The 14,690-nt window shown below is 74.5% G+C and carries 12 protein-coding genes; 7 read left to right on the top strand and 5 right to left on the bottom strand.

Annotation, left to right across the window (positions count from 1 at the left end):
• Positions 1–225: 225 nt before the first annotated feature.
• Positions 226–1,875, bottom strand: coding sequence for a GAF domain-containing sensor histidine kinase (locus G9H72_RS13605; RefSeq protein ID WP_166171960.1), 1,650 nt, complete (start codon positions 1,873–1,875; stop codon positions 226–228).
• Positions 1,876–1,996: 121 nt separating this feature from the next.
• On the opposite strand from G9H72_RS13605, the gene G9H72_RS13600 reads away from it, so the two are divergent.
• The 3 genes from G9H72_RS13600 (at position 1,997) to G9H72_RS13590 (ending at position 6,058) form a co-directional block, all read left to right on the top strand.
• Positions 1,997–4,465, top strand: coding sequence for a chemotaxis protein CheW (locus G9H72_RS13600; RefSeq protein WP_166171958.1), 2,469 nt, complete (start codon positions 1,997–1,999; stop codon positions 4,463–4,465).
• Complete coding sequence (locus G9H72_RS13595) at positions 4,462–4,881, top strand: chemotaxis protein CheW (RefSeq protein WP_166171956.1); 420 nt, start codon at positions 4,462–4,464, stop codon at positions 4,879–4,881. The genes G9H72_RS13600 and G9H72_RS13595 overlap by 4 nt, the downstream gene beginning before the upstream one ends.
• Before the next feature lie 265 nt (positions 4,882–5,146).
• Positions 5,147–6,058, top strand: coding sequence for a hypothetical protein (locus G9H72_RS13590; protein WP_166171954.1), 912 nt, complete (start codon positions 5,147–5,149; stop codon positions 6,056–6,058).
• 97 nt (positions 6,059–6,155) lie between these two features.
• Here G9H72_RS13590 and G9H72_RS13585 read toward each other — a convergent pair whose 3' ends face one another.
• Positions 6,156–7,133: a sugar phosphate isomerase/epimerase family protein gene (locus G9H72_RS13585; protein WP_166171952.1), complete on the bottom strand. Its 978-nt coding sequence runs from the start codon at positions 7,131–7,133 to the stop codon at positions 6,156–6,158.
• 328 nt (positions 7,134–7,461) lie between these two features.
• Between G9H72_RS13585 and G9H72_RS13580 the strand changes: the two genes are divergently transcribed.
• The gene (locus G9H72_RS13580; protein WP_166171950.1) at positions 7,462–8,196 is read left to right on the top strand and encodes an SDR family oxidoreductase; all 735 of its coding nucleotides are present in this window, start codon (positions 7,462–7,464) and stop codon (positions 8,194–8,196) included.
• A 97-nt stretch (positions 8,197–8,293) separates the two neighbouring features.
• On the opposite strand, the gene G9H72_RS13575 is transcribed toward G9H72_RS13580, so the two are convergent.
• Positions 8,294–9,316, bottom strand: a complete 1,023-nt coding sequence (locus G9H72_RS13575) for a LacI family DNA-binding transcriptional regulator (protein WP_166171948.1) — start codon at positions 9,314–9,316, stop codon at positions 8,294–8,296.
• Positions 9,317–9,501: 185 nt separating this feature from the next.
• Here G9H72_RS13575 and G9H72_RS13570 point away from each other — a divergent pair, with 185 nt between their 5' ends.
• Genes G9H72_RS13570 through G9H72_RS13560 form a run of 3 tightly spaced genes read left to right on the top strand, consistent with a single transcriptional unit; the run spans position 9,502 to position 12,585 of the window.
• Positions 9,502–10,815, top strand: coding sequence for an ABC transporter substrate-binding protein (locus G9H72_RS13570; RefSeq protein ID WP_166171946.1), 1,314 nt, complete (start codon positions 9,502–9,504; stop codon positions 10,813–10,815).
• 1 nt (position 10,816) lies between these two features.
• Positions 10,817–11,752, top strand: a complete 936-nt coding sequence (locus tag G9H72_RS13565) for a carbohydrate ABC transporter permease (RefSeq protein WP_166171944.1) — start codon at positions 10,817–10,819, stop codon at positions 11,750–11,752.
• Positions 11,749–12,585, top strand: coding sequence for a carbohydrate ABC transporter permease (locus G9H72_RS13560; protein ID WP_331272285.1), 837 nt, complete (start codon positions 11,749–11,751; stop codon positions 12,583–12,585). Before G9H72_RS13565 ends, G9H72_RS13560 begins: the two co-directional genes overlap by 4 nt.
• A 1-nt stretch (position 12,586) precedes the next feature.
• Here the strand turns inward: G9H72_RS13560 and G9H72_RS13555 are convergent, their stop codons facing one another.
• Positions 12,587–13,339 carry an alpha/beta fold hydrolase gene (locus G9H72_RS13555; RefSeq protein ID WP_166171942.1) on the bottom strand — a complete coding sequence of 251 codons (753 nt, stop codon included), beginning with the start codon at positions 13,337–13,339 and terminating at the stop codon, positions 12,587–12,589.
• A gap of 7 nt (positions 13,340–13,346) precedes the next feature.
• On the bottom strand, positions 13,347–14,633 hold the full coding sequence (locus tag G9H72_RS13550) for an ROK family transcriptional regulator (RefSeq protein ID WP_166171940.1): 1,287 nt from the start codon (positions 14,631–14,633) through the stop codon (positions 13,347–13,349).
• Positions 14,634–14,690: the final 57 nt, after the last annotated feature.

Genomic DNA, 14,690 nt, shown 5'->3' with positions numbered 1-14,690 from the left:
GTGTGCGGCTCTCGTCGTGTGCGGCTCTCGTCGTGTGCGGCGCGGGACGCGCGTGCGCCGGCCGCGAAGGAGCGTCGGCTGAGCGCCCTCGTCACCCGACAGCCGCCCGAGCCGTCGACCTGCGACCCCTGGGCGCCACCTCGGACCGCCTGCAGGGGCCCACACGTGGGCCCCGGGGCCCGAGGCCGTGCCCTGCGGCCGGAGGGCCGCGCACAGCCGGCGGGGTCACCCCAGCGGCACGCGCCACTCCAGCCGCGTCCCCGAGCCGCCCTCGCGGGTCTCGACGGACATCCCGCCGCCGAACATCTCCGCCCGCCGGCGCATGTTGCGCAGCCCGTTGCCGCCGCGCGCCCGCTCCCCGAGGCCGGAGCCGTTGTCCTCGATGACGAGGGTGAGCCCGCGGTCGACGGTCAACGCGACGGCGACGGCGTCGGCGCCGGAGTGGCGCGCGACGTTCGACATCGACTCGCGCAGGACGGCGAGCAGGTGGGGGCGTACCTCGTCCGGCACGCCCTCGGCGATCGGGCCGCGCAGCTGCAGGCGGGCCGGGTAGCCCAGCGCCCGCTCGGCCTCGGCCAGCACGTCGCGCACCTGGCCGCGCAGGTCGTCGCTGTCGACGCGGCGGTTGAGCTCGAAGATCGTCGTCCGGATGTCGCGGATCGTCGCGTCCAGGTCGTCGACCGCCACCGCCAGCCGGGCCTTCGTCCGCTCGTCGGAGGTGCGGCTGAGCCCCTGCAGGCCGAGCCCGGTGGCGAACAGGCGCTGGATCACCAGGTCGTGCAGGTCGCGGGCGATCCGGTCGCGGTCCTCGTAGACCGCGAGGTGGGCGCGGTCGGACTGCGCCCGGTGCCGGTCCAGCGCCAGGGCGGCCTGGTTGGCGAAGGTCGTCGCGAGCTGGACGTCGATGGTGCTGAAGTTCGGCGCGCCGGGCCTGCGGGCGACGGCCAGGACACCGCGTACGTCGTGAGCGGCGCCGAGCGGCACGAGCAGCGTCGCGCCGGTCACCAGCACGGTGCCGGGAAGCTGCGCGATCTCGACGTCGGCGCGTACCTCGCCGCCGGTCAGCGGCGGGTCGTCCACCACGACGGCCTGCCCCTGGAGGACGACCTGCCCGCAGAGCGAGCCCTCGAGCGGCATGCGGGCGCCCGTGAGGCCGCAGGGGTCGCCGTCCCCGGTGCCGGCGAGCACCTCCACCACGAGCTCGTCGCGCCCGAACGGCAGCATGATCAGGGCGATGTCCGCCTCGGCGACCTCCCGGGCCCGCCGGGCCACCAGCCCGAGCTCGGTGTCGCGGTCGGCGTCGCCGAGCAGCGAGGAGGTGATCTCACCGGCCGCCTCGAGCCAGCGGCGCCGCCGGTCGGCCTCCTCGAGGACGCGGGCGTTGCCCAGCGCCACGCCTGCGGCGGCCGCCAGCGCCGCCACGGTGTCCCGGTCCTCCTCGGTCAGCGCGCCCTGCAGCTGGCCGTCGGCCGCGAGCAGCAGGGCTCCGAGCGCCGTGCCGCGCTCGGTGACGGGCACCCGGACCGTGCCACCGTCCGGCTCGGCGGCCAGCAGCCGGGCGTACGCCGCCCGCGCCTGCGCCTCCTCCAACACGGTCGCGGGACCGCCCTCCCGCTGCGCGGCCGCGACGCGGCGCAGCTGCCGGTCCGGGCCGAGGACGGCCAGCACGGCGGTGCGGGCCGGGACGAGCCCGACGGCGGCGCGGACGACGTTCTCCGGCACCGCGCCCAGCGTGAGGTCCGCGCCGATCGCGACGACCGCGTCGAGCAGCGCCCGCGCCCGGCCGGTCGCGGGGCGCGCGGCGGGCTCGACGCCCTGCGGTGCGCGTGGGCGCGGGAGCGGAGCCAGGGCCGGGTCACGGCGGGGGGCGGACATGAAGGAAGAGTCGGCAGCAGATCTGTCGCGCTCAACCTCTACAGCCGGGAGCAGGGCCGCCGATTCATTGTGCGTCAAGGCCCATCGGTGGGCCTGCTCCGCCGAAGGGAGATCGTCACAGATGGACGGCCTAGAGGGCATGGACGAGATCGTCCAGGAGTTCCTCGTGGAGAGCCACGAGAACCTCGACCAGCTCGACCGCGACCTCGTCGCGCTGGAGCGCGAGCCCGGCTCTCGCGACCTGCTGTCGAGCATCTTCCGCACCATCCACACCATCAAGGGCACGAGCGGCTTCCTCGCCCTCACGCGCCTGGAGTCGGTCACGCACGTCGGTGAGAACCTGCTCAGCCGCCTGCGTGACGGCGAGCTCTCGATGACGCCCGCGACGACCGATGCGCTGCTGCAGATGGTGGACGTGGTCCGCCTGCTGCTCTCTAAGATCGAGTCCGAGGGCGGCGAGGGCGACGTCGACATCTCCGGTGCCGTGGCCGCCGTCGAGGCGTGCCTGAACGCCGGTTCCGCGCCCGCCGCCGACCCGGCCCCCGCGCCGGCGGCCGAGGCCGCGGCCGTGGCCGAGGAGCCCGCCGCCGACGAGCCGGTCGAGGAGCCGGCCGCCGAGGCCCCGGCCCCCAAGCGTCGCGCCGCCGCGAAGAAGCCCGCGACCCCGCGGGCGGCCACGCCGCGCAAGCGCGCGGCCAAGAAGCCCGCCGAGGCCCCCGTGGCCGAGGCGCCCGCCCCCGTCGAGGCTCCGGTCGTCGAGGCCGCCCCCGTGGCCGAGCCGGTCGCGCCGGCACCGGCGCCCGCGGCGCCCGTGGCCAAGGCCGCGCCGGTCGAGCACGCGCCCGAGCCGAACACCGAGCCGCAGGCCCGCCGCTCCGCTGCCGACAGCACGATCCGCGTGGACGTGGACCAGCTCGAGCTGCTCATGAACCTCGTCGGCGAGCTCGTGCTCACCCGCAACCAGATCGTGCAGCGCGCGAGCGCCGACCACGACATGGAGCTGCTGCGCATGACCCAGCGGCTCAACCTCGTGACGAGCGAGCTGCAGGAGGGCGTCATGAAGACGCGCATGCAGCCGATCGACCACGTCTGGTCGAAGCTGCCGCGCGTCGTCCGCGACCTGTCGACCATGCTGGGCAAGCAGGTCTCCCTGGAGATGTACGGCAAGGAGACCGAGCTCGACCGCACGCTGCTCGAGGCGATCAAGGACCCGCTGACCCACATCGTCCGCAACTCGGTCGACCACGGGATCGAGACCCCCGCGCGCCGCCGCGCCGCGGGCAAGGCCGACACCGGCGTGCTGCGCCTGCGCGCGTTCCACGAGGGCGGCCGCGTCGTCGTCGAGATCGTGGACGACGGAGCGGGCATCGACCCGGTCAAGATCGGTGCGAAGGCCGTCGAGAAGGGCGTCATCACGAGCGCCCAGCTCGCGGCGCTCAGCGAGCGCGAGGTCCTCAGCCTCATCTTCAAGCCGGGCTTCTCCACCGCGGAGAAGGTCACCAACGTGTCCGGCCGCGGCGTGGGCATGGACGTCGTCCGCACCAACATCGAGAAGATCGGCGGCACCGTCGACCTCACCTCGGTGCCGGGCCAGGGCAGCACGTTCCGCCTGACCATCCCGCTGACGCTGGCGATCGTGCCCGCGCTGACCGTCGAGTGCTGCGGCGAGCGCTACGCCGTGCCGCAGATCTCGCTGCTGGAGGTCGTCAGCATCGACGCCCGCCGCGGCACGACCGCCATCGAGACGGTGTCCGGCGCGCCGGTCTACCGCCTGCGCGGCCGGCTGCTCCCGCTCGTCGACCTGGCCGACGTGCTCGGGCTGGACAAGAGCCGCCGGGACGAGGGCAACGTCAACATCGCGGTGCTGCAGTCCGACGGCCGCCCGTTCGGCCTCATCCTCGACCGCGTCCTCAACAGCGAGGAGATCGTCGTCAAGCCGCTGAGCTCCCGGCTCAAGGGCATCGGGGTCTACTCCGGCGCGACGATCCTCGGCGACGGCACCGTCGCGCTCATCCTCGACGTGCAGGCGCTGGCCGCCGGCACGATGCGCAGCGAGGCCGCCGAGCGTGCGGCGCAGCTCGAGGCGCAGTCCGCCGCGGTGGCCGAGGTCGAGCGCCTCCTCGTCGCCCAGGTGGCCGGCGACCGTCGGGTGGCGATCCCGCTCGACATGGTCACCCGCCTCGAGGAGTTCCCGAGCGAGAAGGTGCAGCACGTCGGCGCCCGCGAGGTCGTGGAGTACCGCGGCGAGATCCTCCCGCTGGTCCGCCTGTCGCGCCACCTCGGCGGCTACGACGAGGGCACCGGCGAGCGCCTGCCGATGATCGTCTCCTCGCGGGGCGGCCGCAGCGTCGCGCTCGTCGTGGACCGGATCCTCGACATCGTGGAGGAGGGCGTGCACTCGCGCAGCGACGTCGACGACATCGGCCTGCTGGGCAGCGCGCTCATCCAGCAGCAGGTCGTCGAGCTGCTCGACGTGCGCCAGGCCATCCTCGCGGCCGACCCGCGGTTCCCGATCGACCCCCTGCCCGAGCAGTCCGGTGACGCCGGGTTCGCTGACGAGGCCTTCTCCTTCGAAGGGATGCTGTCATGACCCAGCTGGCCACCTTCACCCTGGCCGACCACCTGTTCGGCGTCGAGGTGAGCCGCGTGCAGGAGGTGCTCCGCTACCAGCCGAGCACCAAGGTCTACCTCGCCTCCCCGGCGATCGGCGGCCTGATGAACCTGCGCGGCCAGGTCGTCACCTCGGTCGACCTGCGCCGCCGGCTCGAGCTCGAGCCGGCCGGGAACGGCAGCGAGCCGATGAACGTCGTGGTCCGGGTCGACGGCGAGGTGCTGAGCCTGCTCGTCGACGCGATCGGCGATGTCGTCACCGTGGGCGACGACCTCTTCGAGTCGCCGCCGGAGACGCTGAGCGCCAAGGAGCGCGAGCTGATCGTCGGGGCGTACAAGTTGGAGGACCGTCTCCTGCTCAAGCTCGACATCGACAAGGCCGTGGACGTCGCCTGACCTCCGCCGCATCGCGTACGCCCTCCCGCCCCCGGCGGGAGGGCGTACGTCGTCGTCGGCCCGTGCCGCCGACCCGCCCGTCCCACGTCCACCCGCTCTACCGGGTAGGACGTGCGACCGGCTGCTCCGACGCCGGGGGTGTCACGTAGCGTGACCATCACGTGCGGAGAGTGATCGCGAACCCTCCGACCGGGGGAGTGCCAGACGTCGCCCGACGGGGGACCCTGGAGGGGTTCGATCCACGCGGCGGTCTGGAGGCCCATCCGTGTACTCCCTGGTCAGTGCTCCCGTCCTCGGGTTCGACCTGATCCGTCGCGCGGGTGGGGCGGAGGCCGCCGACGTCCTCGTCACCGCGCTCGCCCTCGGCGCCGAGCACCTGCCCGCGCTCGCCGCGGCCGCCCGGCCCGAGCAGGACCGGGCCGAGGCCTGGGCCGAGCTGGCTCGTGCGACAAAGGACGACGCCACCGTGCGCGCCGTCGCCGCAGGGCTCGGCCCTGCCACCGGCTCGAGCGGGGCCGGGACGGCGGGGGACGCTCCCGCGACCCTCGCGGCGCTGCGCCGGCTGGAGGTGAGCGGCATCGGCGGGCTCGAGGACCTGCTGACCTGCCTGCGCACCGACGTCTTCGACTGGGCCTGGTCCCGCGCCGGTGGCGTGGCCGTCCAGGACGAGACCGCTTCGCGTGCGGTGTCGGTCGTGTGCGACGCGGTGGCCGCCGCGTACGCCATGCCTCGGCTGCCGGCCGGCTCTCGCGCGCTGCTCGTCTCCCCCTGGCGGGACGCCCTGGAGCAGCTGGCGCCCGTCGCCCCCTGCCTGGGGCCCAACGAGGAGCAGGTACGCGCGCTGCTCGCGCGGCTGTCCGCGCTGGACGCCCGAGGGCTCGCCGGGCTGTCCGACGGGGTGGAGGCGTCGCGCCGGTCCGGCCGGCCGTGGGCCGTCGCCGTGCACGCGGCGTCCTGGGCCGCCCACCTGTCCGGGCGTACGCGGTGCGCTGCGGCGGCGCAGCTGCTCGCCGTCTCCGCACTGCACCGGGCGGGGCTGAGCGCGCGGGCCGCCGCGTACGGGACGTGGAACCTCGCGTCGGGGGCCGTGCACGCGCTGGTCGTCGCCGACCTGCTGGGCGAGGAGGACCGGGAGGCGCTGGTCGGGCCGCTGGAGCTGGCGCTGCCCACGGCCTGAGCAGGCCGGAGCAGCAGGGGGCGGGTACGACGAAGGGCCGGGGCGGCGATGCCGCCCCGGCCCTTCGGTGCGTCAGGAGAGCCCGCGCACCGCTACGTCAGTAGCGGATGCCGCGCAGGTAGTTGTAGCCGATCTCGGCCGTCTGCAGCGGGGTGACGTCGGGGGTGTCGTTCTCCACGACGTACTGCTCGGCCTTGTGGGCCTGGAAGATGCGCGCGAAGTCGATGATGCCGGTGCCGAGGTCCGCCATGTCGCCGGGCTGCTGGCCGGGCGTCGTCGGGTTGGCGCCGTGCCGGTCCTTGACGTGGAACTGGCGCGTGCGCAGCGGGGAGTCCTCGATGACGTCGATCGCGAACTGCACCGGGTCCGACACGCCGAGGTTGAAGCCGGCCGTGACGACCCAGTAGAGGTCGACCTGGAGGTGGACCAGCTTCGGGTCGAGGCGGTCCATGAAGATGTCCCACGGGGTGAGGCCGCCACCGAGGTCGGTGGTGAACTCGTGCGCGTGGTTGTGGTAGCCGTAGCGGATCCGGTTCTGCTTCGCGATCGCGGCCTCGGCGTTCATCTGGTCGGCCCAGCGGCGCCAGTCGTCGGCGCGCGTCGACGCGAGGTAGGGGACGTTGCTGTACTCCTGGCCGAGGATCTTCGCGTTGGCGAACTTCTGCGCCGCCTGCGTCAGGTTGGCCGAGATGCCGTCGTGGCTCGAGGACGCCTTGATGCCGAGGTCGTCGAGCAGGTCGCGCATCTGCGCCGGCGTCATGCCGTAGAGCCCGGCCAGCTCGACGTTGCGGTAGCCGATCTCCTCGAGCTGCTCGAGGACGTTCGTCGCCGTCGTGGCGTTCGTCATGACCGAGCGCAGCGTGTAGAGCTGGATGCTGATCCGGTGGTTGACGACCTTGGTCGAGCCGACGCGCGGGATGGCGGCCTCGGCCGGGCGGGCGCCCGCGAGCGCCGCGCCGCCGATGCCGGCCGCGACGGTGGCGCCGAGCGCGCCGCGGAGGAAGGAACGGCGGTTCAGTCCGCGGTGCTCCAGGGACTGACAGAGGGCAGCGTTGCCGTCATAGCCGTAGCACATGCTTGTGGTTCTCCTTCTAGACGCGAAGGGCACGGCGGACCCGGTCCGTGCCCGGGCGGAGAGCTCGCCCCCCACCTGCTGCGGACCCTAACCAGGTTCTGGTTGGGCGGACAATAGTTCGACAGCAGATCTTTCTAGTTATGGCTCGAAGCAACAAACCCTGGGTGAAGCCGGTGCTCGCCCTCTGTTGCTCCTTGGCCGCGTGTCACGCGGCGCGTATCGGGAACTGTGGGGCGGAAGCACTCATGTGAGCGATAACCCCTGGCTCGGGCCGTGACCGAACTGTGATGGGCGCTCACCCCCCGTACGAGGAAGAAGGCCGACCTCCATGCCGATCGAGACCACCGACCTGACCGGGCGCGTCGTCGCCGTGACCGGCGCCAGTGCGGGCATCGGGACCGCCACCGCGCGCCTGCTCGTCGAGGAGGGGGCCAAGGTCGCCCTTGGCGCGCGACGTGCCGAGCGGCTCGAGGAGCTGGTCGCCGAGCTCGGCCCGGACAACGCCGTGGCGGTGCAGACCGACGTGCGCAAGCCGGAGGACCTGCGCCGGCTGGTCGGGGCCGCGGTCGAGCGGTTCGGCGGGCTCGACGCCATGGTGGCGAACGCCGGGATCGGGCTCTACGGCGGCATCGAGGACGGCACCGACGACGAGCTCGCCGAGATGCTGGACGCCAACCTGGCCGGCACGGTCTGGTCCGTGCGGGCCGCCGTCCCCGAGCTCAAGCGCCGCGGGGGAGGCGACCTCGTCCTCGTGGCCAGCGTCGCCGGCCTGCGCGGCGACGCCAACGAGGCGGTCTACGCCGCCACCAAGTTCGGGCAGGTGGGGCTGGCCGGAGCGCTCGACCGCGAGCTGCACACGTCGGGGATCCGCGTCTCGGCCATCTGCCCGGCCGGTGTCGAGACGGAGTTCGCGATCGGACGCGGCCGCACCGAGGGCGACCCGGCGCTCGCGGACTACCTGCGCCCGGAGGACGTGGCGTTCCAGATCGTCACGGCCATGAAGCAGCCCCGGCGCCTGCGCACGACGCTGTGGACGATCTGGCCGATGGCCCACCACGGCTGAGCCCGGGCCGCGTGGTCGCGCCCGACGTCACCCGCCCGACGTCACCCGCGCGACGTCATCCGCGCGGATGTCACCCGCCCGACTCACGCACCCGCTGTCACCCGCGCGGGGCGGCCGTGCTGTGCCGGACGACGAGCTCGGTGGCCAGCTCCAGGCGCGGGGTGACCAGGGGCTCGCCGCGCGAGAGCTGCAGGATCGTGCGCGCGGCGAGCATGCCCATCTCGACCAGCGGCTGGCGGACCGTCGTCAGCGGGGGCGACGCCCAGCGTGCCTCGGGAAGGTCGTCGAAGCCGACGACGCTGACGTCCGTGGGCACCCGCAGGCCGCGCTGGCGGATCGCCTCGTACACGCCGTACGCCATCTGGTCGCTCGAGGCGAAGATCGCGGTCGGCGGCTGGCGCAGGGCGAGCAGCTGGCAGGCGCCGGTGAACCCGGCCTCGTGGTAGAAGTCGCCCTCGTAGATCAGCTCGTCGTCGACCTCCACGCCGGCCGACTCCAGGGCGGCGCGGTAGCCGTCGAGCCGGGCACGGCTGCAGAGCAGGCGCTTGGGCCCGGCGATCAGGCCGATGCGGCGGTGGCCCAGCGAGAGCAGGTGCTCGGTGGCGCTGCGGCCCCCGGCCCAGTTGGTCGCGCCGATCGTGGGCACGTCGAGGGTGGGCACCCCGGCCGGGTCGATGACCACGGTGTGGACGTCGAGCCGGCGCAGCTCGGCCTGCACGTGGGGGTCGAGGTCCGAGAGCACGAGGATGACCCCGTCGGAGGCGCGGGCCTGCAGGTTCTGCAGCCACTGCCGGGTGGCCGAGCGGTGCCGGTGGATGGCCGAGACGACCGTGCCGACGCCCTGCGGGTGGGCGACGTCCTCCACCCCGCGCAGGATCTCCACCGCCCACGGGCTGTCCAGGTCGTTGAAGACGAGGTCGAGCAGGCCCGCCCGCTCCGCGCCCTGTCGCGAGCCGCGCCGCTGGTAGCCGTACCGGTTGAGCAGCTCCTCCACGCGGGCGCGCGTGTCGGGCGCCACGTCCGCCCGCCCGTTGACCACCCGCGAGACGGTCGGCACCGACACCCCGGCCTCGCGGGCGATGGTGGTGATGGTGACGCGTACCCCGTCATCGGCGGCCACGGTGCCTCCCTCTGTCGGCGACAGGTTATGCGGCGGGCGGCCAAAGTTCCGGCGAGAGCGCCAGATCTACTCGCTCGGGCGACCAGGTTCGGTGCAGATCTCGTGCAACAGCTTCAGCCGGGGATACTGGTGCCGACAAGGGTGCTGGCGGGCGGGCCTCGACGGCGTCGGAAGGTGGCTCGGACATGGGCGTGGGCGAGGTCCTGTCGCGCCGCGCGTTCCTCGGGCGGGCGGCCGTCGGAGCCTTCGGCCTGCTCACCCTGCCGGCCTGCGGCCCGGGCGGCCCCGGGCACGGCGTCGGCCCCGGCGCGCTCGACGTGTGGGTGTGGCAGGACGCCGCCGACAAGGTCCAGCAGGCGGCGGTCGACCGGTTCAACGCCTCCGGAGCCGGCCGCGCGCGGCTCAACCGGGTGCCCGGCGACGGCTACGAGGACAAGCTCCGGGTCGCCATCGGGTCGTCCAAGGCGCCGGACGTCTTCTTCAACTGGGGCGGCGCGAGCGTCAAGGAGTACGCCGACGCGGGCGAGCTGCTCGACCTGACCCCGATGCTGCAGGCCGACACCGCCTTCGGCAAGGCCTTCCTGCCCTCGGTCCTGCAGGCGGGGATGGTGGGGGACCGCTACTACGGCATCCCCATGCGCGGGACGCAGCCCGTGCTCGTGTTCTACAACAAGGCGGTCTTCGCCGACGCCGGGGTGAGCCCGCCCGAGACGTGGGACGACGTCACCGCGCTCATCGCGATCTTCACCGAGCAGGGCGTGACCCCCTTCGCCTTGGCCGGGGCGGACGCGTGGGCGGAGCTGATGTGGCTCGAGTACCTCGTCGACCGCTTCGGCGGGCCGGGGGTCTTCGAGCGGGTCAAGAACGGCGACGTCCGCGGGTGGCGCGACCCGGCCGTGCTGCGTGCCGCCAAGGCCGTGGTCGACCTGATCGAGCGCGGCGCCTTCGGCCACAGCTTCTCGGCGGTGGGCTACAACGCCGGTGGGGCCTCGGCCCTGCTGTCGCGCGGCCGTGCGGCGATGCAGCTCATGGGCTCCTGGGAGTACGCCAACCAGCTCGCGGCCGACCCCGAGTTCGCCCGCGGGAGGCTGGGCTGGACGACCTTCCCGACCGTGACCGACGGGCGCGGCGACCCGGACGCCGTCGTCGGCAACCCGAACAACTTCTGGTCGGTCACCGCGGGCGTGCGGGACCCGGAGGCCGCGTTCGCGTTCCTCCGGACGGCGGCCGAGGACGCGTACGCCGCGGACCTCGTCGGCCAGGGCGCCGTTCCCACGACCACCGACGCCGCGTCCTTCCTCGACCGGAGCGCCGACCCGGCCTTCGCCCGCTTCCAGTACGACCTGGTCCAGCGGGCGTCGACGTTCACGGTGTCCTGGGACCAGGCGCTTCCGTCGGCGCAGGCGACCGGCATGCTCACCCTGATCCGGAAGCTCTTCGCCGCCCAGCTCGCCCCGGCCGAGCTCGTCGAGGCGCTGACGGCGCTGCCGCGCGGCTGACGTGTCGAGCGGAAGGCCGGGCCGTGCCGTGCCCCGGGACGCAGGCACGCGGCTGCGGACGGGGCGGCCCGGCGCGCTCTGGGCCGTCCCCGCGCTGGGCTTCTTCGCGCTCTTCGCGCTGGCACCGCTGGCGATCGTCGCCTACCTGTCGTTCACGAGCTGGAACGGGCTGGGCGCGCCCGAGTGGGTCGGGTGGGCCAACTGGTCCCGGCTGCTCTCCGACCGCGACGTCCGGGAGGCGGCCTGGCACAGCCTCCTGCTGACCGTCGGGACCTGGGCCTTCCAGACGCCGGCCGCGTTGCTGCTCGGCGTGTGGTCGGCCGGGCGCGGACGTCACCGCGCCGTGCTCTCGGCGGTGTTCCTGCTGCCCCTGCTGCTGTCGAGCGCGGCGGTCGCGCTCGTGTGGAAGTCCCTGCTGGACCCCAACTTCGGGCTCGTGGCGGAGGTCGCCCCGGTGCTCGGCTTCGACGACGCCAGCTGGTTCTCGACTCCTGAAGGGGCCTTCAGCGCACTGCTGTTCGTGCTCGGATGGCAGTTCATCCCGTTCCACGCGCTGCTCTACCAGGGTGCGGCCCGGCAGGTCCCGGAGGTGCTGCACCAGGCGGCGGCCCTCGACGGCGCCGGACGGGCGCGGCGCTTCTGGAGCATCACCCTGCCGCAGCTGCGCAACACGGTCGTCGCCTCGTCCGTGCTGATGGTGGTCGGGTCGCTGACGTTCTTCGACACCGTCCTGATCCTCACCGGGGGCGGCCCGGGGACGTCCACGACGGTCGTGCCCCTGCTCGTCTACCGCAACGGCTTCGAGGGCTTCGAGATGGGCTACGCCAGCGCGATCGCCTTCGCCCTCGTGCTCGTCTCCACCGCGGTCTCGCTGCTCCTGGTGCGGCTCACGGGCTTCGGCCGGATGAGCGCGACCAGTGCCCGGGACGGGCTGTGAACGGCAGGCGCCACCGCGGTCCGGGGATCGGCGGCATCGCCGCGGTCGGCGTGCTGGGCTGGCTGCTCGTCGTCGCCGTCCCGGTCTACGCGGTCGTGGTCGCCTCCCTGCGCCGCCGGGAGGACTACCTCGACGTCGGGCCGCTCTCGCTGCCCGAGCGGCTCACGCCGGAGAACTACCTCGACGCCCTGCGCAGCGGCTTCCTCGGCTACCTGATGAACTCCGCCGTCGTCGCCGCCGCAGTGGTCGCCCTGGTGCTCGCCCTCGCGGTGCCGGCCGCGTACGCCGTGGTCCGGTCGGGCACCCGGCTCTCCGCCCACGCCTTCCGGCTGTTCCTGCTCGGCCTGGCGATCCCCGCGCAGGCGGTCATCGTCCCGGTCTTCCTGCTGATCTCGCAGCTGCGGCTCTACGACACGCTGCTCGCGGTCGTGCTGCCGACGGCTGCGTTCTGCCTGCCGGTCTGCGTGCTGATCCTCACCGCGGCGATGCGCGACGTGCCCGAGGAGATGTACGAGGCCATGGCCCTCGACGGCAGCGGGCCGGCGCGGACGCTCGTCCGGCTGGTGCTGCCGCTCACCCGACACGGGACGTCGACGGCGGCGGTCTACGCAGCCCTGCAGGCCTGGAACGGCTTCCTGTTCCCCCTGGTGCTGACGCAGTCGGAGAGCCGCCGGGTGCTTCCCCTGGGGCTCTACGACTTCCAGGACGAGTTCGGCACCGACGTCCCGGGGCTGCTCGCCGCGGTCGTGCTGTCGTTGCTGCCCGCGCTCGTCGCCTGCCTGTTCGCCCGCCGGGCCGTCGTGGCCGGGCTCGCCGGTGGCGGCGGCAGGTAGTTCAGGCGGTCGCCAGGACCTCGGCCAGCTGGGCCGGGTGGGTGAAGGGGTTGTTGTGCGAGCCGTCGAGCTCGACCTGCCGGGCCGGGCCACCGGCGGCCCGCACCAGCTGCTCGCGCCACGCGCGGGGCGCGAACGCGTCCTGGCGTCCCGCGGTCACCGTCACGGGGGCCTGCAGCCGCGCGATCGCCTCCTCCGGCCGGTCGGCGACGGCGGAGCGCAGCAGGGTCAGCAGCGCCCCACCGGCGCGCAGGTAGTCCGGCAGCACGGCCAGCTCGCGCGGCGAGTCCCGCCGGTACGCCGCGGGCGCCCGTGCGGCGAGGCGGAGCAGCCCGCGCTGCCCCGGGGCGACGGTGGGGCCGGCCAGGACGAGGGCCTGCGGCGCGGCGTCGGGCTGCAGCAGCAGCGCGGCGTGCAGCGCGGCCTGGGCGCCGGTGGAGTGGCCGGCGAGGACCAGCCGGCCGGGAGGGGCCGCCGCGCGGGCCCACGCGGCGAGCGCGCCGGCAGCACCCGCGACGGTCGGCGGGCAGGGCCGTGGGCGCCGCGAGCCGAAGCCCGGCAGGTCGAGCAGGACGCACCGGCCCCCGCGGGCCGCGACGGCGCGCACGGTCGGGAGCAGGTAGCCCAGCGCGCCGAGCCCGGGCACCAGGGCGACCGTGAGCGCGGCGTCGGCCGGGCCCGCCTCCAGCGAGCGCACGACGCGCCCGTCGAGCGCGGTCGACTCCTCCCGGACCTGCTCCGGTGCCCGCGCCACCGTGTGGTCAGGCCCCGACCCGGGCGACCCAGGCGGCCGGGTCGTCGACGACGCCCTGCACGACCGAGCGGGCGGCCCCGAGGACCGCGGCGTCCGCCTCCAGCCGGGAGGCGCGCACGTGCGGGGCGGACCAGGGGGCCGAGAGCAGCCGCCCGGAGACCTCCTGCTGCACGAACCGCAGGATCCACGGCGAGAGCGGCGCGTACGCCCCGCCGAGCACGACGGCGTCGAGGTCGAGCAGGTTGAGCGCGCCGGCGAGGGCGACCCCGAGCGCCGTGCCTGCGGACTCCAGGGCCGCGAGCATGCGCGGGTCGGCGGCGCGGGCCGCCTCGACGATGCGGTCGACGGCGGGGACGCCGCCCAGCGAGGTGCCCCGGGACGCCGGCAGCCCGGCCGCGCGCAGGATGGCGTCGAGGCCGGCGTACTGCTCGAGGCAGCCGCGCGCCCCGCACGTGCAGTCGGGGCCGTCGGGAGACACGGTGAGGTGGCCGAGCTCGCCGCTCCAGCCGTGCCGGCCGCGCACGAGAGCGCCGTCGAGCACGATGCCGGAGCCGATCCCGATCTCGCCGGACACGTGCAGGAAGCTGCGCGGCACGCTGGCGCCGGCCTCCGCCGGGGTGGCGAAGAGCTCGGCGAGCGCGGCGAAGTTGGCCTCGTTGTCGACGGTCAACGGCATCGCCGGCAGGTCGGGCGCGGCGCGCAGCACCTCCAGCACGTCGAGGTCGTGCCAGCCGAGGTTGGGGGCAAGCTGGAGCGGGCCGTACGGGGCGCGGACGAGGCCGGGGACGGCGAGCGCCGCCCCCGCCAGCCGGAGGCCGGCGCGCTCGGACTCGGCCGCCACCTGCGCCACGATCCGCGCGGTCCGGCCCAGCACCGCGGGGGCCGGCTCGTCGCGCCAGTCGCCGGCCTCGATGTGGCGGCTGCGCACCACGCCGGACAGGTCCATCACGCAGACCGCGACGTAGTCGACGTTGACCTCGATGCCCACCCCCGCCGGCCCCGCCTCGGACAGGACGAGCCCGGTCGCCGGGCGGCCGCCGCGGGCGCGGGCCGTGGGGCCGGACTCCACCACCAGGCCCGCCCCCACCAGGGCGTCGACCAGACTGGAGGCGGTGGCCCGGGTGAGGCCGGTGGCGCCGGCGATGTCCGCCCGCGAGACGGGCGTGGGGGCGAACGCGATCTCGCGGAGCGCCAGGGCGAGGTTGTGCTCGCGCATCGCGCTCTGCCGGGCCGGGCCGGGTGCGCGGCGCGACCGGCGGGGGGCCGGCCAGCTCGCAGCCCGGATGTCACTCATGGCATTGACAGTGCCACAGGGAGGGGCTTATGTTCAAGACCTAAACAAACCTGGGAG

Source organism: Motilibacter aurantiacus, from assembly GCF_011250645.1.
In the GTDB taxonomy this organism is placed as follows: Bacteria; Actinomycetota; Actinomycetes; order Motilibacterales; family Motilibacteraceae; genus Motilibacter_A; species Motilibacter_A aurantiacus.
This window is presented reverse-complemented; position numbering and strand designations above follow the sequence as displayed.

Bases quoted from the DNA above. Each gene is read 5' to 3' on its own strand.
- G9H72_RS13605 (WP_166171960.1), bottom strand. From the start codon at position 1,875: ATGTCCGCCCCCCGCCGTGACCCGGCCCTGGCTCCGCTCCCGCGCCCA.
- G9H72_RS13570 (WP_166171946.1), top strand. From the start codon at position 9,502: ATGGGCGTGGGCGAGGTCCTGTCGCGCCGCGCGTTCCTCGGGCGGGCG.
- G9H72_RS13585 (WP_166171952.1), bottom strand. From the start codon at position 7,133: ATGTGCTACGGCTATGACGGCAACGCTGCCCTCTGTCAGTCCCTGGAG.
- G9H72_RS13600 (WP_166171958.1), top strand. From the start codon at position 1,997: ATGGACGGCCTAGAGGGCATGGACGAGATCGTCCAGGAGTTCCTCGTG.
- G9H72_RS13595 (WP_166171956.1), top strand. From the start codon at position 4,462: ATGACCCAGCTGGCCACCTTCACCCTGGCCGACCACCTGTTCGGCGTC.
- G9H72_RS13580 (WP_166171950.1), top strand. From the start codon at position 7,462: ATGCCGATCGAGACCACCGACCTGACCGGGCGCGTCGTCGCCGTGACC.
- G9H72_RS13550 (WP_166171940.1), bottom strand. From the start codon at position 14,633: ATGAGTGACATCCGGGCTGCGAGCTGGCCGGCCCCCCGCCGGTCGCGC.